The organism is Mycobacterium sp. ML4 (assembly GCF_054515735.1).
In genome coordinates this window covers 181171-198567 of record NZ_JBTNSY010000001.1, presented here as the reverse complement: position 1 = coordinate 198567, position 17397 = coordinate 181171, and the positions used below count along the sequence as shown (strand labels likewise).

Annotated in this window: 14 protein-coding genes and 1 pseudogene; 10 read left to right on the top strand and 5 right to left on the bottom strand. The window is 67.1% G+C overall.

The window, feature by feature from the left end:
• Positions 1-66: 66 nt before the first annotated feature.
• From ACX9NE_RS00870 to ACX9NE_RS00845, 6 genes and pseudogenes are all read left to right on the top strand, one after another.
• Positions 67-984, top strand: coding sequence for an alpha/beta fold hydrolase (locus tag ACX9NE_RS00870; RefSeq protein WP_459360190.1), 918 nt, complete (start codon positions 67-69; stop codon positions 982-984).
• A gap of 17 nt (positions 985-1001) precedes the next feature.
• Positions 1002-1802, top strand: a complete 801-nt coding sequence (locus ACX9NE_RS00865) for an LLM class F420-dependent oxidoreductase (protein ID WP_459360191.1) — start codon at positions 1002-1004, stop codon at positions 1800-1802.
• 102 nt (positions 1803-1904) lie between these two features.
• Positions 1905-2633: a GntR family transcriptional regulator gene (locus ACX9NE_RS00860; RefSeq protein ID WP_459360192.1), complete on the top strand. Its 729-nt coding sequence runs from the start codon at positions 1905-1907 to the stop codon at positions 2631-2633.
• 2 nt (positions 2634-2635) lie between these two features.
• Positions 2636-2774 (top strand): annotated as a pseudogene (locus tag ACX9NE_RS00855) (peptide ABC transporter ATP-binding protein); the annotation flags it as partial.
• Between the two features lie 89 nt (positions 2775-2863).
• Entirely contained in the window at positions 2864-3358 is a 495-nt protein-coding gene (locus ACX9NE_RS00850; RefSeq protein ID WP_459360193.1) for a MarR family winged helix-turn-helix transcriptional regulator, read from the top strand.
• Positions 3359-3397: 39 nt separating this feature from the next.
• Positions 3398-4066, top strand: coding sequence for an SDR family oxidoreductase (locus ACX9NE_RS00845; protein ID WP_459360194.1), 669 nt, complete (start codon positions 3398-3400; stop codon positions 4064-4066).
• Between the two features lie 4 nt (positions 4067-4070).
• Here the strand turns inward: ACX9NE_RS00845 and leuS are convergent, their stop codons facing one another.
• A complete protein-coding gene (gene leuS / locus ACX9NE_RS00840) occupies positions 4071-6932 on the bottom strand; it encodes a leucine--tRNA ligase (RefSeq protein ID WP_459360195.1) in 2862 nt (953 codons plus the stop codon).
• A gap of 199 nt (positions 6933-7131) precedes the next feature.
• On the opposite strand from leuS, the gene ACX9NE_RS00835 reads away from it, so the two are divergent.
• Both ACX9NE_RS00835 and ACX9NE_RS00830 read left to right on the top strand, forming a co-directional pair.
• Positions 7132-8229: an LpqN/LpqT family lipoprotein gene (locus ACX9NE_RS00835; protein WP_459360359.1), complete on the top strand. Its 1098-nt coding sequence runs from the start codon at positions 7132-7134 to the stop codon at positions 8227-8229.
• 54 nt (positions 8230-8283) lie between these two features.
• Positions 8284-8634 carry a hypothetical protein gene (locus tag ACX9NE_RS00830; protein WP_459360196.1) on the top strand — a complete coding sequence of 117 codons (351 nt, stop codon included), beginning with the start codon at positions 8284-8286 and terminating at the stop codon, positions 8632-8634.
• Positions 8635-8748: 114 nt separating this feature from the next.
• Here ACX9NE_RS00830 and ACX9NE_RS00825 read toward each other — a convergent pair whose 3' ends face one another.
• Positions 8749-9354 carry a YqgE/AlgH family protein gene (locus ACX9NE_RS00825; protein WP_459360197.1) on the bottom strand — a complete coding sequence of 202 codons (606 nt, stop codon included), beginning with the start codon at positions 9352-9354 and terminating at the stop codon, positions 8749-8751.
• A 104-nt stretch (positions 9355-9458) separates the two neighbouring features.
• Here ACX9NE_RS00825 and ACX9NE_RS00820 point away from each other — a divergent pair, with 104 nt between their 5' ends.
• Together ACX9NE_RS00820 and ACX9NE_RS00815 are read left to right on the top strand one after the other, a co-directional pair.
• Positions 9459-10778, top strand: coding sequence for an MFS transporter (locus ACX9NE_RS00820; RefSeq protein WP_459360360.1), 1320 nt, complete (start codon positions 9459-9461; stop codon positions 10776-10778).
• Positions 10779-10790: 12 nt separating this feature from the next.
• Entirely contained in the window at positions 10791-11564 is a 774-nt protein-coding gene (locus tag ACX9NE_RS00815) for a TIGR03084 family metal-binding protein (RefSeq protein ID WP_459360198.1), read from the top strand.
• Between the two features lie 180 nt (positions 11565-11744).
• Here ACX9NE_RS00815 and ACX9NE_RS00810 read toward each other — a convergent pair whose 3' ends face one another.
• The 3 genes from ACX9NE_RS00810 to eccCa all read right to left on the bottom strand — a co-directional run bounded on the left by ACX9NE_RS00810 (position 11745) and on the right by eccCa (position 17397).
• On the bottom strand, positions 11745-12920 hold the full coding sequence (locus ACX9NE_RS00810) for a PPE domain-containing protein (protein WP_459360199.1): 1176 nt from the start codon (positions 12918-12920) through the stop codon (positions 11745-11747).
• 7 nt (positions 12921-12927) lie between these two features.
• Positions 12928-13233 (bottom strand): PE domain-containing protein, encoded by a 306-nt coding sequence (locus ACX9NE_RS00805; RefSeq protein WP_459360200.1) that lies wholly within the window; start codon positions 13231-13233, stop codon positions 12928-12930.
• Positions 13234-13314: 81 nt separating this feature from the next.
• Positions 13315-17397 (bottom strand): type VII secretion protein EccCa, encoded by a 4083-nt coding sequence (gene eccCa, locus ACX9NE_RS00800; RefSeq protein ID WP_459360201.1) that lies wholly within the window; start codon positions 17395-17397, stop codon positions 13315-13317.

The window sequence follows — 17397 nt, the reverse complement described above, 5'->3', positions numbered from 1 at the left end:
TCGCTGACTGCGACCGGCATGCGGGTGACCTTTGATGATCACCCGCATGTTCGTAGAGTCGGTGAGGTGACCGACGCATTACCCGACCAGACGGGCACTCACGACCTGACCGGGCTCTCCGAATTCGACCTGTTGGCCGAAAACGCCGAACAAGCCGGGGTGTCGGGTCCATTACCGAGCGTCGAGCGGGTAAGTGCGGGCGATATCAGCGCATTGCGCTGGGGCAGCTCCGATCCGCGGGTGGTCTTCCTGCACGGCGGCGGACAGAACGCGCACACCTGGGACACGGTGATCGTCGGCCTGGGTGAGCCCGCGCTCGCGGTGGACCTGCCCGGGCACGGCCACTCCTCCTGGCGCGAGGACGGCGACTACTCCCCCCAACACAACGCCGACGCCCTGGCGCCGGTGTTGCGTGAGCTTGCACCCGGTGCCGAGCTCGTGGTCGGGATGTCGCTGGGCGGGCTTACCGGTATCCGGCTCGGGGCCCTGGCGCCTGAGCTGGTGGACGAGCTCGTCCTCATCGACGTCACGCCGTCGGCACTGGCACGACATTCGGAGATGACCAAGGAGCAGCAGGGCACGGTGGCGTTGATGCACGGCGAGCGTGAGTTCCCCAGCTTCCGGGCCATGCTGGACCTGACAATCGCCGCCGCACCCCATCGCGAGGTGAAAGCCTTGCGCCGCGGCGTCTTCCACAACTCGCGCCGGCTGGACAACGGCAATTGGACCTGGCGCTATGACGCCATCCGGGTCTTTCCGGACTTCAGCACACTGTGGGACGACGTCGACGCACTGTCCGCGCCGGTAACCCTGATTCGCGGCGGCTCATCGGGATTCGTCAGCGACGACGATGTCGCCGAACTCGGCAGGCGTGCAACGTGTTTCAAAGGCGCACACGTCGTTGAGAACTCGGGCCACTCGGTCCAGAGCGACCAGCCGCGCGCGCTGACCGAACTCGTGCGCATGGTGATCGAATCGCGCTGAGGCCTACGGTGGTCAGTATGACCTCCCCCGTGCTTCCCGACTTCCCCGTCCGCATCGGCGTGCAGCTGCAGCCGCAGCACGCCCCGCGGTACAGCCAGATCCGTGATGCCGTGCGCCGATGCGAAGACATCGGCGTGGACGTCGCTTTCAACTGGGACCACTTCTTCCCGCTCTATGGCGATCCCGATGGCGCCCATTTCGAGTGTTGGACCATGCTCGGAGCCTGGGCCGAGCAGACGTCGCGGATTCAGATCGGCGCGTTGGTGACGTGCAATTCCTACCGCAACCCCGAACTGCTGGCTGACATGGCGCGCACCGTGGACCACATCTCCGACGGTCGGCTCATTCTGGGCATCGGCTCGGGCTGGAAGCAGAAGGACTACGACGAGTACGGCTACGAGTTCGGCACCGCCGGCAGCCGGCTCGAGGACCTGGCGGGTGCACTCCCCCGAATCAAGTCGCGCCTGACTAAGCTGAATCCCGCGCCCACCCGGGATATCCCGGTCCTGATCGGCGGCGGTGGCGAGCGCAAGACGCTGCGCCTGGTCGCCGAGCACGCCGACATCTGGCACAGCTTCGCCTCCGTTGACGAATTCCCGGCGAAAGCCGCGGTGCTCGCACAGCACTGCGAGGCCGTCGGGCGGGACCCGGCCACCATTGAACGTTCCGCCTCGGCCGGCAGCGGCCCGGAGGTGGTCGCCAACGCTGACGCACTGGCCGGGCTCGGCGTGACGATGCTGACGGTAGGCTGCGACGGACCCGATTTCGACCTCAAGGACGCAGCAGCGCTCTGCCGGTGGCGCGACGGTTCGACTTAAGCCGCGCTTCATCTGCCAAACATCTCAACGTACCCGCCCAGTCGTGAGAAACTTGCCGCGCATAGAGGCCGTCGGGTGGCTGAAAAGAGATGTAAAAAGCTGATGCCTAAGAAATATGGGATCAAAGAAAAAGACCAGGTGGTCACGCACCTACTCAACCTGGTACTGACCGGGAAACTGCGCAGCGGCGATCGAGTCGACCGAAACGAGATAGCGCAGGATCTGGGTATCAGCCGAGTCCCCATCCAGGAGGCGTTGGTCCAACTGGAACATGACGGCGTTGTGTCGACGCGGTACCACCGGGGCGCCTTCGTCGAACGGTTCGACGAATCGACCGTGCTGGAGCACCACGAGCTCGACGGCCTGCTCAACGGCATCGCCTCCGCACGGGCAGCGGCCAATCCCACGCCGCGCATCCTCAGCGAACTTGACGCGCTGATGCGTTCGCTGCGCACCGCCAAGGAGCCGAGGAACTTCGCCGAGATCGCCTGGGAGTACCGGCGGGTGGTCAATGACGAGTATGCCGGACCACGGCTGCACGCCACGATTCGCGCCTCGCAGAACCTCATCCCGCGCGTCTTCTTCATGACCTACCAGCACAGCCGCGACGACATGCTGCCGTTCTACGAAGAGGAGAACGCCGCCATGCACCGGCGCGACCCGGAAGCCGCGCGGGCCGCGTGTGTCGGACGCTCCGAACTCATGGCGAAAACCATGGTGGCCGAATTGTGCCGCCGGGGGGTGTTCTCCCCCCGTGAGGACGGGGCGGACGCGCTGGCGGTGACCGCTGAGCCCGAGGCGGACCGAGGACGGTCGTCGGTAGTGCTCTGAACCTGGGCTTTGCGCGCCGCGGCCTCGGATGGCGTTGTCTTCATGGACCACGGCAAAGTCGTGGAGTCCGGCCCCCCGGAGCGGATATTCGACGCCGCGGAGACCGAGCGGCTGCAGCGGTTCCTCTCCCAGGCGCTGTGACCCGGCCTTTTCCGGCCTTTGATGCGGCAGGCACGCCCGCGCAACGCATTGTCTCCACCCGCCAGCATGGCGGGCTAGACTGCCGATTTATGGCGGACAGCGAACCCACAGCCCCGGAGGTGTCGGAGCTGGCGGAAGGGTTGCACCGCTCCCTGTCCAAGCTGTCGACCATCCTGCGCCGCGGCGATCCGACCAACACCGCGGTTGCCGGCGAGTTGACCCTGGCTCAGCTGTCGATTCTGATCACCCTGCTCGATCGGGGTCCGATCAGAATGACGGACCTCGCCGCGCACGAGCGCGTCCGCACCCCCACCACCACGGTGGCCATCCGTCGGCTGGAAAAGATCGGGCTGGTCAAGCGGTCGCGTGACCCGTCGGACCTGCGCGCGGTGTTGGTCGACATCACGCCGCAGGGGCGTGCGGTGCACAACGAGTCATTGGCCAACCGCCATGCCGCTCTGGCGGCGATGCTCAGCCAGCTTCCCAAGTCCGACCTGGACGTCCTGATGGAGGCCCTGGCGCCCTTGGCCCGGCTGGCCAGCGGTGAACCGGCTGCCCCTGCGGCAGCCGACGACGAGGGGTGAAAGTGTTTGTTGCCAATATGATTGGTAACCCCTGAAGCCATGCCTACCGCACTCATCACCGGGGCCGGTGGCGGTATCGGCGCCGCCATCGCGACGGCGCTGGCGCCCACGCACACGCTGTTGCTGGCCGGCCGGCCGTCGGCGCGGCTGGACGCCGTCGCCGACCGACTGGGCGCCACCACGTTTCCCTTGGACCTGACCGACACCGATTCGATCGAAGCCGGCTGCGAAGTGATCGATGAGCTCGACGTACTGGTGCACAACGCCGGGGTGTCCATCCCCGGCCGGGTCGACGAGTCACATGTCGACGAATGGCGAGCTACGTTCAGTGTCAACGTTTTTGGTGCCGTTGCTCTGACGCTGACGCTGCTGCCCGCGCTGCGCCAGGCTCGTGGGCGGGTGGTCTTCATCAATTCCGGCTCGGGACATAACGTCTCACCCGGTATGGCGTCCTATTCGGCCAGCAAGTTCGCCCTGCGCGCGTTCGCCGATTCGCTGCGCGGCGACGAGCCCTCACTTCTGGTGACATCGGTCCACCCCGGCCGGGTGGACACCGATATGCAACGAGACCTGGTGGCCTACGAGGGCGGTGAATACGACCCGGCGAAGTTCCTGCGCCCGGAGACCGTCGCCGGGGTGGTCGCCAACGTGGTGGCCACTCCCCGGGACGGTCACGTGCACGAAGTGGTGATCCGTCCACGCGGATAGTGGGTCAGACCACCAGATTCACCATTCGGCCGGGCACCACGATGACCTTGCGCGGGCTGGCCCCCGCCAGGAACGCCTGCACCTTCTCGTCGGCCAGCGCCGCGGCCTGAACCGCGTCGCTGCCTGCGTCGGACGCCACCACCACGCGGCCCCGGACCTTGCCGTTCACCTGTACCGGATACTGCACGGTGTCCTCCACCAGATAGGCGGGGTCGGCTACCGGGAACGGCCCGTGCGCCAACGACGTGGTGTGGCCCAGCCGCAGCCACAGTTCCTCGGCCAGGTGCGGGGCCAGCGGCGCCAGCATCAGGACCAGGGGCTCGACCGCCGCGCGCGGCACACCGTCACGGAACTGCTTGGTGAGGTGGTTGGTGTACTCGATCAACTTGGCGGCAGCGGTGTTGTTGCGCAGTGCCACATAATCTTCCGAAACTCCGGCAATGGTGCGGTGCAGCGCCCGCAGGGTCTCGGCGGACAGGTCCTCGTCGACCACCCGGGTCTCGCCTGTTTCCTCGACGATCACCAGCCGCCACACCCGCTGCAGAAATCGGTGCGCACCGACGACATCCTTGGTGGCCCATGGCCGCGACGCCTCCAACGGACCCATCGACATCTCATAAACCCGCAACGTGTCGGCACCGTAGTCGTCACAGATCTCATCCGGTGAGATCGAATTCTTCAGGCTTTTACCGATTTTGCCGAATTCCTGAAACACCTCGATCTCACCGTCCGGCCCCGGGTAGACGAAACCGCCGTCCCGCTCGATCACTTCCTCGGCGGGCACATAGGAGCCCCGCGCGTCGGTGTAGGCGAACGCCTGGATGTATCCCTGGTTGACGAGTCTGCGATAGGGCTCCCGGGAGCTGACGTGGCCGAGGTCGTAGAGGACCTTGTGCCAGAAGCGGCAGTACAGCAGGTGCAGGACCGCGTGTTCGGCGCCCCCGACGTAAAGGTCGACGCCGCCCGGGTCGTCGGGCCCGTGTTCGGCCGGTCGCGGCCCCATCCAGTAGGCCTCGTTCTCCCTGGCGCAGAAGCGTTCTGGGTTGAGCGGGTCGGTGTAACGCAACTCGTACCATGAGCTGCCGGCCCATTGCGGCATCACGTTGGTGTCGCGGGTGTAGGGCTTCAAGCCGTCGCCGAGATCCAGTTCGACGTGTACCCATTCGGTCGCCTTCGCCAGCGGCGGTGACGGCTGGCTGTCGGCGTCGTCGGGATCGAAGAGCACCGGGGAATAGTCCGCCATGTCGGGCAGTTCCACCGGCAACGCGGCCTCGTCGATCGGGTGTGCGCGCCCGTCGGTGTCATAGACGATCGGGAACGGCTCGCCCCAGTAGCGCTGGCGGGCGAAAAGCCAGTCCCGCAGCTTGCATTGGATGCGGGCCTGGCCCCGGCCTTGCGACTCCAGCCGCTCGACGATGGCTTGCTTGGCCTCCGCCACGCTTTTCCCGTCGAGGAAGCCGGAGTTGACCAGGACACCGTCTCCGGAGTAGGCGGCATGCGAAACATCGCCTCCGGCAATGACTTCGACGATCGGAAGACCGAACTGCCGGGCGAAGTCCCAGTCGCGCTGATCGTGGCCCGGCACCGCCATGATCGCCCCGGTGCCATAGCCGGCCAGCACATAATCTGCGATGAAGATCGGCACCGACTCGCCGTTGGCCGGATTGACGGCATAGCTACCCAGAAAGACGCCGGTCTTGTCTCTGCTCTCCTGACGCTCGAGGTCCGATTTGGCCGCGATGGCGCGCCGGTACGCAGCCACCGCCTCGGCGGGAGTGGAACCACCGAACGTCCATGCCCCGTCGACTCCCTCGGGCCAGCTCGACGCGACCAACTCGTCGACCAGGTCATGCTCGGGCGCCAGCACCAGGTAGGTGGCACCGAACAGCGTGTCCGGGCGGGTGGTGAACACCTCGATGTCGGTCTTTGCGGTAGCGAACAACGCTATCGCACCGGTCGAGCGCCCGATCCAGTTGCGCTGCATGGCCTTGACCTGATCCGGCCAGTCCAGGATCTCGAGGTCGTCGAGCAGGCGGTCGGAATAGGCGGTGATTCGCATCATCCACTGCCGCAACCGTTTCCGAAACACGGGGAAATTGCCCCGGTCGCTGCGGCCGTCGGCGGTGACCTCCTCGTTGGCCAGTACCGTCCCCAGACCGGGACACCAGTTCACCATCGAGTCGGCGCGGTACACCAGCCGGTGACCGTCGATCACGTCGGCCCGCTCCCCCGCCGACAGCTGCGCCCACTGTCTTCCATCGTCCAGACGCCTTGCCCCCGAATCGAACTCGTCGATCAACTCAGCTATCGGGCGGGCCTTGTTGACCGCGGTGTCGAACCAGGCGTTGTAGATCTGCAGGAAGATCCACTGTGTCCACTTGTAGAACTCGACATCGGTAGTGGAGAAGCTGCGGCGGCTGTCGTGACCGAGCCCCAGCCGGCCCAGCTGACGGCGGAAATTGACGACATTGGCCTCGGTGCGGGTGCGGGGGTGGGTGCCGGTCTGCACCGCATACTGCTCGGCCGGTAGCCCGAATGCGTCAAAGCCCAATGCGTGCAATACATTACGGCCAGTCATCCGGTAGTACCGGGCATACACGTCGGTGGCGATGTAACCCAGGGGATGGCCGACGTGCAGCCCCTCCCCCGACGGATAGGGGAACATGTCCTGGACGAACAGCTTGTCCTGCGGGACGGCCGAGCCGTCCGCGGGGGCCAAGGAGCCGACCGGGTTGGGAACGTTGAAGGTGCCCTGCCGGGCCCAGTTCTGCTGCCAGGTGCGTTCGAGCCCGGCCGCAAGCTCGGCGGTGTAGCGGTACCGCGGCGCGTCGGAGTCGGCGTCGGGTGCGGTCGGCGATTCTGTCACGCCCAACAGGGTATAAGGGCGCTCTCGGAACGAGCCGCGCCGAGCCCGGTGGGCACGGGTTGGTCTCGGTTGCGTTGCACCCCGATCAGAGGTTCATCCCAGCTCTGTTTCGGGCATGGTCGACGCCGTTGAGCAGGGGATACATTCGGCCTCGACGGTGGGCAGTGACGCCCCGGCAATTCCGGAGGGACCGATCGAGATGATGCAGATCGCGCGCAGCTGGCGAACACTCGTGGGCGGGCTGGCCGCCGGTGTCGTCGGCGTCGTGATGGTTGCCGGCGGGACTGCTTCGGCAGAACCTCTGGTCCCCCAGCCTTCGCTGCCCGGTCCGGTACCCATGCAGCCGGCCGCCCCGCCGGCGCAGAACTCCACGGTGTTCCCGGGAGGCGTCAACCGTTTCGCGCCGGCGCCCGCCCAAGCCCCGGCTCAGGTTCCGCTGCCGGCGCCGGCCGCCTCGCCGCTCCCCACGGTCGCGCCCGCGGCCGCGCCGGCAACCGGACCCGCGCCCGCCGTCGCCGCCCCACAGCCGCCGGCGGTCACCCCGGCCACCACCGGCACGCTGCGCGAGTACCTGGAAGGCAAGGGCGTGAAGCTCGAGGCCCAGCGCCCACTGGGTTTCAAAGCTCTGGAGATCACCGTGCCGATGCCGCCGCGCTGGACACAGGTGCCCGACCCCAACGTTCCTGACGCGTTCGTGGTGATCGCCGACCGGGTCGGCGGCAACAGCGTGTACACGTCGAACGCCCAGGTGGTCGTCTACAAGCTGATCGGCGACTTCGACGCGGCCGAGGCGATCACCCACGGCTTCGTCGACAGCCAGCGACTGCTTGCGTGGCAGACGACGAACGCCTCGCTGACCAACCTCGGCACCTTCCCGTCGTCGGTGATCGAGGGCACCTACCGTGAAAATGACATGACGCTCAACACCTCGCGCCGACACGTGCTGGCTCACTCCGGATCCGACAAGTACCTGGTGTCGCTGTCGGTCACCACCGCGGCAACGCAGGCCGTCAGCGACGCGCCGGCCACCGACGCCATCGTCAGCGGCTTCCGGGTGGGTACGCCCGGAGTGGGTGGACCGGCTCCGGCGCGGACCGGAACACCGGCGGCACCCGCCGCGCCGGCACCGCAGGCACCCGTCCGGCCGGCCGCCCCCACCACACCTCAGGCAGCCGCTCAGCCCGCGGCACCGGCCCCGCTCGAGGCGATCCGCCCCGCGCCTCGGGGAGTTCCGGTGCCGAGCCAGGCGCCCGCCACGCCACCCCTGGTCACACTGACTCCGGCGCCTTCGCACTAGCTGGACGGTGGAGCCCGGCGCGCGGAATCAGCGGCGGGCTCGTATTGTGAGTCCATGCTTATCGCGGGCGTGGTGTGCGTGTGTGCGGCGATAGCGTCAGCCGCGTTCGGTATCTGGTCCCTGTCCCATACGCCCACCGCGGACTCCATGCAATTGGCGCTGCGCTCGATGGCGCCCACGCAGTTCGCCGCCGCGGTGATGCTCGCCGCCGGAGGAGTCATGGCGCTCGCCGCGTCCCCGCACACGGCGTTGGTGGTCGTGATCGTCTGCATCGCCGGCGCACTCGGCACCCTGGCTACCGGTTCGTTGCAGAGCGCGCGGTATGCGCTACGACGTGAGACGGCCGCCGCCGAAGTATCGGGCTGTGCCGGTAGCTGCGGCGTGTGCACGCTGTCCTGCCACTGACTTCAGCGGGCAACGTCCGCCGATCGCCCGCCAGGGCAATCAGTCGATGCCTCGGCACCTCCCGGGCGGCAATTCAGTGGGCGGAGCGGTGTGCCGCATCGGTGCGGGCTGCGATCAGTTGCGACTCAGATCGATGGGGTGGGTGGCGAGCAACGAAAGCGGCAACGGCTGCCGGCGCAGCACCTGGCCCCAGAGATCCGCCCTGGGTGGCACCAGCACGTCAGACGGCAACGCCGACAATACAATCCAGTCTGCCCGCTCAATCTCACCTTCGAGCTGTCCGATCGTCCAGCCGGAGTAGCCGGCGTAGATCCGCACGCCTTCGACCGCCGGCGCAATCAGATCCGGATCGGCATCCAGGTCGACCATCACCATCCGGCCCGCGACATGCCGCAGACCCGGCACACCATCCGGTTCGGCACCGACGCGCAACACCGCCAGGCACAGGGCCGCGTCCCGCTTGACCGGGCCCCCGATGAACATGGTCTTGGGTTTGGCGGCCAGCTTGGCCCATTGCGGCAACACGTTGTAGACGGCGGTCTCGCTGGACCGGTTGAGCACCACGCCGAGCGTTCCGCCCTCATTGTGTTCGACGATGTAGATGACGCTGCGCCGAAAGGTCGGCTCCAACAGATCGGTGTTGGCCAGAAGCAAGGTACCCGCCCGGACACGTTGTGCAGCGGGTGCGACATAGTCCTCAGGATCTTCGTGCTGTGTCACTACCACATCATCGCACTCGCACGCGCATCGCCGGTATAAACAGCCGCGGTCGGCAGAGATTTGTACTGTGATTGGGAGGGCGCAGAACCGAGCCGACCTTGCCTGTGCCGATCGCGGAAGTGGGGTTAGTGATTCGCACCCGGATGCAGGCAAGCGCACCCGTCGAGCTATGGCGGTCAGTGCGCGCTCTACCCGACTTCGGGCGGCTCCTGCAGCTACGCATGGCGAGTCAGTTCGGCGACGGATTGTTCCAAGCAGGCCTGGCGGGTGCGTTGCTGTTCAACCCTGACCGGGCCGCCGATCCGCTGGCGATCGCCCGCGCGTTCGCGGTGTTGTTTCTGCCGTATTCATTGCTGGGCCCGTTCGCCGGCGCGCTGATGGACCGGTGGGACCGGCGGCTGGTGCTGGTCGGCGCCAACATCGCGCGGTTGTGCTTCATCGCCGCGATCGGCACGATCCTCGCGGTCGGTGCCGGCGACGTGGTCCTGTTGTGCGCCGCGTTGCTCGCCAACGGATTGGCCCGCTTTGTCGCGTCCGGGCTGTCGGCGTCGTTGCCGCACGTCGTACCGAGGCCGCAGGTCGTCACCATGAACTCGGTGGCCACCGCCTCGGGCGCGATCGCTGCGTTCCTGGGCGCCAACTTCATGCTGGTGCCGCGCTGGCTCGGCGGCGCCGGGGATCACGGCGCCGCGGCGGTCATCTTTACCGCCCTGATTCCGGTTGCCCTGGCGCTGGTGCTGTCGCTGCGGTTCGCTCCGCGAGTCCTGGGTCCCGACGACACCAAACGGGCCATCCACGGCTCTGCGGTGTACGCCGTGATCACCGGGTGGCTGCACGGTGTGCGGACGATCGTTCAGCTCCCGTCGGTGGCCGCGGCGCTGTCCGGGCTGGCCGCCCACCGGATGGTCGTCGGGATCAACTCGCTGCTGATCCTGCTGCTGGTCCACCACATGAAGAACGCCGAGGTCGAGGGCCTGGGCACGGCCCTGGTGTTCTTCGCGGCGACGGGTTTGGGAGCTTTTCTGGCCAACGTGCTGACTCCAATACTCATTCGGCGCTGGGGCCGGTACGCGACGGCCAACGGCGCATTGGTGGCCGCGGCCGTAGTTGAGACAGCGGGCGCCAGGCTGCTGCTGTGGGTCATGGTGGTCTGCGGGTTTCTGCTGGGCATCGCAGGTCAGGTGGTGAAGCTGTGTGCGGACTCGGCGATGCAGATCGACGTCGATGACGCGTTGCGCGGGCACGTGTTCGCGGTCCAGGATGCCTTGTTCTGGGTCTCATTCATCGTCGCGGTCACCGTCGCCGCTGCCTTCATTCCCGACGATGGGCGCGCGCCCGCATTCGTGTTGTTCGGTTCGGTGATCTACCTGATCGGGCTGCTGGTGCACAGCCTGGTCGGCCGTAGGGCGCATCCTGCGAGTTAGGAGGTACTTCAGATGGCCGGTACCGCTGCTTTGGTCTCTGATCTGCAGGCCGAGAGTGACGACCTCGACGCGCTGGTGGCCCCGCTGCCGGCGAAAGCGTGGGCCACGCTGACGCCGGCGCCGGGTTGGACCATCGCACACCAGATCGGGCATCTGTTGTGGACCGACCGGGTGTCGCTGCTTTCGGTCACCGATGAGGCGGCGTTCGGCGATGCGCTGGCCGCCGCCGCGGCAGATCCTGTTGGCTTTGTCGACGCCGCGGCCGAAGAATTGGCGGCGACGCCACCCGCCGAGTTACTCGCGGACTGGCGCGAGACTCGAAGGCGGTTGCACCAGGCGCTGCTGGGGGTCGCCGACGGCCGGAAGCTGCCATGGTTCGGCCCGCCGATGAGCGCGTCGTCGATGGCCACCGCGCGGCTGATGGAGACATGGGCGCACGGCCTCGATGTCGCCGACGCCCTGGGCGTCACCCGGGCGCCCACCGATCGGTTGCGCTCGATCGCCCACATCGGCGTGCGCGCCCGCGACTACGCCTACTTCGTGAACAACCTGACCCCGCCGACCGAAGAGTTTCACGTCGAGCTGCGCGGGCCCGGCGGCGACATCTGGTCGTGGGGGCCGGCGGACGCGGCCCAGCGCGTCACCGGCTCGGCCGAGGACTTCTGCTACCTCGCCACCCGGCGGCGGCCGTTGGCCGGGCTGGACGTCAAGGCGGTGGGGGAGGATGCGCAGCAGTGGCTGCAGATCGCTCAAGCCTTCGCGGGCCCGCCCGGCCCCGGGCGATGAGCGCGCCGGCCCGGGAAGAGAGCCGGGGCCATTAGACCCGGCCCCGGGCGATGAGCGCGCCGGCCCGGGAAGAGAGCCGGGGCCATTAGACCCGGCCCCGGGCGATGAGCGCGCCGGCGCGGGCCTTGCCCGCCGAATGTGAAGCTAGTGGCACGCTCGAGTCCGAACGTGCGACTGGCTTCACGTTCGACGAGGGTCGCGGTCGACGACGACGCGTGCCCGCGTCACGTCCTCCTTGTCGGCCTCGCTCCCGGTTCGCGCCAGCATGCCCGCCGGCGTCATCGGCAGCGGGGCGCCACCCGTCGAGACCGTCGGCCCTCGCATCTCGGCGGCATTGAGCACCCCGGCCCGCAGGCCGATCGGCTTGCCGCTGGTCTCCGGTTCGAAACTGCTGGTGGGACGGGTATAGCTGGTCAGCCCGGCGCCCGGGAACCCGCCGGCCGCGCCGATGCCGCCCGAGATGCCGCCCGCCGAGCCGCCGCCGACGGCCCCCACGGGTTCACCGACGGCCGCGGCACTCGGCGCCCCGGCAGCAGAAAACATCCCGCCGAAGGACTGCATCATGCTCTGCGGCAGGCCGGTGACGCCCTGCATGGCCTGCATCGGCGCCTGCAGCATTTCCTTGAAGGGCTGGGTAACACCCGAAACCATTTGCATCGGCTGCTGCATGAGCGAACTGAGCTGGCCGGTCGCGTCGGCGGGGGAGGAGGCGCCCTGCCCTGCGGTCTGCGCGACCTGACCCGAGGCCTGAACCGCGTCGTGCATGCCGGTCTGGGCAGCGGCCTGCGCCACCGCCTCCGCCGCGGCGGCGGGCGCCGCCGGTGAGGCACCCATCGGCGCCAGCGGCGGCGGAACCGACAATGCCGCGGTCAGGGCGGTCAACGCCGCGGAGTACGTCCAGCCGACTCCGGAATTGTGCGGCCAGTGCTCGCCGAAGTACGTCGTGTCCCGCTCCACGATCCCCGGCGTGTTCTGGCCAAAGAAGTCGGTGGCGTTCAGGATGGTCCACTCGTCACGGTTGGTCTGCGAGACCAGCGAGGGAATGACCGAAGAGCGCGCGAGCATGAACGCCTCGACCGCGGCCTGGGTCACGCTGATCTTCTCGGCAGTCCAGCCGACCAGCGTGTGCAGCCCCGCATTAAGCCCGCTCGCGGCGACCGTCGACGCCGCCGAGCCGATTCCCTGCCACTGCGCCTGGGTAGCAAGGGTGTTGACCGTCGACAGTCCCGCCGACACTTCGTTGTTGGCGGTCTCGGTGACCCAGACCAGGTTGTTGGCGATCACCGAGGCGGGGGAGCCGGCCTCGAAAATTGCCGCGACGACCTCGGGTGGTCCGGTCCAGCGGGGATCTGGCATCGACGTTCTAGAGCCCTACGGCGCCCGCGTTGGCGGCCTCGGCAGCGACGGTGGCGGCCGAGGACAGCGCTTGTGCTCCGGAGAGGCCGACGCGTTGCCCGACGTGCTCCGCTGCCGTGCCCAGGTAGGTGGCACCGGCCGCGTTGAGTGCGGCCGCGAACTCGATCGAGTCGGCGTCAGCAGCCATGGGCAGCACTCCGGTCAGGGCGGCCGCACCCGCGGCCGTCGTCGCAGCCATCTCCTCGCTGATTCCCGCCTCGGCAGCCGCCGACAAGTCGACACCGCCCGGCACCATGCCGAAAAATCCGCCCATTGCTACCTCTCTGTTGATCCCGCCGAACGCGTCCGGCGACAAGTTGCGCTGAGTCTAAGTTGACGTTGGCCGGCTGTCGATTCAAGTCCGCGGCTCTGCTACCAGCACGCCTTCGATGAGGCCGTCGGTGGTGACCAGCAATGCACGGCCCGGCGGCAATTGCTGGGCGCTGGTCCGGCCGAACACCTTCACCGCCGCCGGGTCGTTGTCCATGAACAACGTCGGCGCCCTGGATCCCGTCATCTTTTGCAGGAACGGATTCGTGACCGAGACACCCGCCCAGTTACCGGGCAGCCGGGACGCGATCACATGCAGTCCGATCTCGCGGCTGCGCTCGATCAGACCCCACAACGGCGCCGTCGCCGCATTCTTCCCGAGGACACCGTGCGGACGCAGTTCCTGTTCGTCGTCGATCAATACGAAGTGGTGCGGACCGTCCCAACTCCTCCGGTTGATCAGCTCTTGCTGGCTCAGACCCGACGGTGGCAGGCGGTCGCGCAGCAGCTGCGCCAGCTCGGCGATCGCCGCGTCGATGTCGTCGGTGGTGTACGCGTAGGCCCGCACGTGATCGCCCTGGATCCTGCCGATCAGCGAGGTCTTGGGATCGATGATGGTGATCTGCGCCTGCTCCGGTGTGCACCGTGCCACGATCATCTGCCCCAACACCGCCAACGTCGTTGTCTTGCCACATTGTTGGCGGCCTACTACCAGCATGTTGGGCACCAGCCGGCAGGGCAGCGCCGCCGGTTGCAATGCGGTTTCGCCGATGCCGAACGGGATGGTCAACGGGTCCGCGTCGGCGGCAGTGCGCGCGAACGCGGCCGCCACCTCGGCGAGCGGAATCCGTTCGGGCAGCCGGGCGAGGCGCTCGACACGGTCGGCCCCGGTCAATTCCGAGACGAGCGCCCCGATGTCGCGTGTGGCCACCCGCTCCCCGGTGGGACCGGTCATCTCGGGCACTGCGATTAGCAGCTCGAAGCCCTCGCGGGTCAGCCCGAAACCGGGACGGTCCAACGTGTTGCGGGCAGCCTTCTTGCGTTCGAATCCCTGACCCATCTGAGTTTCGTCGGGATTGCTCAACCGCAACTGGATGCGGGCGTTGGAGACGTTGACCAGTTGCTGCTTCTGGCCCACCAGCCACGCCGTTGCAGTCGTCATGATGTGCACACCGTACGAAAGGCCTTGGCGGGCAATGGCGATGGCACGCTCTCCGATGGCGGCGTCTTTGTCGTAGAGATCGCTGAAGTTGTCGATGACCAGGAAGACGTCGCCGAACTTGTCGTCGGGATCCGTGTTCCCAACGGCATCTGGGGCAAATCGACGTTCCCGGAATTCCGAGATATCGATCTGGTAGTGCTTGAACGCTGCTTCGCGGGCCAGGATCAGGCCTTCAATCGACGCGATGGTTCGCGAAACTCCTTCTCGGTCGGTGGGGCTGACCACAGACGCCACATGCGGCAGGTCTTCTACCGGATACAGCGACGCCCCGATGCAGAAGAACGTTACCCGTTGCGGGCGGTACATCAACGCCGCCGACGTCATCAGCGTCATCAACGTGGTGGACTTGCCCCGCTGCGCGGTCGCGACCACCATGACGTTGTCCATTTCGGCGTTGATCGCGTGCACGCGCTGATCGTGCTCCTCGGGGATGTCGACGATGCCGAGCGGAAACACCAGACCGGGATTCTGCCCGTACTCGACGTGCCACGGCCGGCCCAGCCACCGTGCCACCAGCGCGTCGATCGGCTCACTGACTTCCAGTGGTGGAAGCCAGATTTGGTGTGGCGGACGGGCGGGATGCGAGACTAGGGCCTCACGGACGACGTCAACCAGCTTCTTCTTGCGGAACCCATCGGAATGGAAGAGGAATTCGTCGGGTTCCCGGGGGGCATCGGCGACCGCCAATGCCGCACTGTCGGACTCGCTGAGCGGTTGGTAGTCCGAGGTGTAGGCGCGGGGCTGCGAAAAGCTCATGGCCACCGGCTTGTTCACATCCAGCGCCGGCTTGGGCACCACGAACGGCGCGGACACGTAGAAGCACCGGAACTGCTCGAGATCGCGGGGCCCGACCTTGAGTAGCGCGTAACCGTTCTCCTGTGACGGCAGGTGCAGCGCGGCGTCGCTACCGATGACGTCGCGGGAGTCCTCAGCGGTCTCGGCGCGCAGCGCCACCCGAAAGGCGATGTTGCTCTTGGCTTTACTCAACGATGACAGGTCCAGTCGCTGGCCGCCGAGGGTGAAGAAGACGTTGCATCCGCGCCCTTCCTGGCCGATGTGGATCACCAGATCGATCCACTCCGGATGGTGGATGAACAACTCGAGATACTCATCGATGATCACCAGCAGGATCGGTATGGGCTCCAGATCCCTTCCAGCAAGCCGCATCTCCTCATACTCGTTGGCATCGCGGGCGCCGGCGTCTTTCAACAGCCGGTAGCGACGGGCGATCTCACCGTTGACGGCTTTACGCATCCGCTCGGCGAGGTGCCGGTCGTCCTTCCCGAGGTTCGACAACGATCCTGCGACGTGCGGAAAGCCCTGTAGGTCCTGCGCGGCCGATTCGAACTTCATGTCCACGAAGATCACGATGAACGTCTCCGGCGAGTGCGTCAGGGCGATTCCACTGCACAACGACAGGAAATACTCCGACTTGCCGGAGCCCGACGTTCCGATGACCACGGAGTGAAAGCCGTACCCACCAAAGTCTTTGGCGCGCAGGATGACGTACTGCAGATCGCCGCTTTGCCGGACGCCGACTGGCACCATGGCCCATTTCGGGTCGCCCCGGCCGCGACTCTCGGCCCAGAGTCGGTCGACATCGAGGTCCCGCGGGTCGGCGATGCCCAGTGCTCGCAACAGTTCGCCGGCCTGGCTGTCGGTTTCGGACAGTTCACCGGCATCCATCGGCGACCAGCGGGCCAGGGCCCGCGCGTACCGGTTGGCGGTGCTGTCGGCGAGCGTGTCGGCGACGGCGTAGCAGGTGCCGCGGTGGATGAGCCGACCGTCGCGCAGGGTGAACCGCTGGCTCTCCTCGGAGAACCCGACACCGACTCCGTCCCGGGTTGCCAACCGCAACACCGTGATTCCGGCCATACCCTTCTGACCGGTCACCCCCTCCCACTGCTCGGGGGTGCCGACATTGTCATCCACAATCACCCAGTGCGGACCCAACGCCGGGGCGGTCGCGGCTTCCATCGGCGACGGCATGGACGTCGGGCTCACCGTGACCGGCGGCGACCACGGTCCACGACCCTTGCGGTGCAACTCGGCATCGAGCGCCTCTTCCAACTCGGTCGGAGACGCGAACACCAGGCGCCGAAGTCCGCACGCGTCGAACATCTCGTCATGCTGGTTATGCGGCAGCCAGACCAGCCACTGCCAATGCTGGGGATGGCGTGTCACCACCATCAGCTTGAGATCATCCGGACTGTGGTAGGCGGCGAGCGAACACAACACCGCACGCATCATGCTGTGCAACTCGCTGAGATCCTCGGCGGTGAAACTGAAACCGGGTTTGGACCGTAGGCTCAGCACCTTGCCGATTCCGCGGATCTTGCTCTGCTCCACGATGAAATCCCGCAAGGCGCCGCCGGTTACCGGCTCCAGCTCCTCACCGACGGGAACATCGGGCCATTGCAGCGAGACCGCTGATTCACCAGCCTGCTGAACACCGATGCCGAGCCGCACATCAAGGAAGTCCGGATCAGCCGGGCGGCGCTCCCACATCCGCGGTCCACCGATCACGCAGCCGAGCTGGCGCGAGTCGGCATGCACGAACAGCTGGCTCCGCCGCTGCTCCCGTGCGGCGCGCTGCACCTCTTCTCGGTCGTCGTCGAGTTGGCGCAGATAGCTGCGCCGTTGCCGTTCCAACTCGCCCCAACTGATGCGGCGGCCACGACCGAACCGCCCGCCGAACATCAGCGCGCCGAAACCCACCAGTCCGACCATCGGGAAGAAGCCCGACTGCAGCGACCGCACCCCGGATGCGTACATCACCACCAGGGTTCCGACGATGCCGACCAGCACGGCCGGCAGTGCGATCATCAGCAGGATGTTGCGCGGCTCGCGCTCGGGCAGTGCCATCGGCGCGGCCACCGCGACCCGTACCGGCGGGACACTCGGTGGCGGCGTGCGCTTCGGACGCACGAAACCTCGCTTGGACAT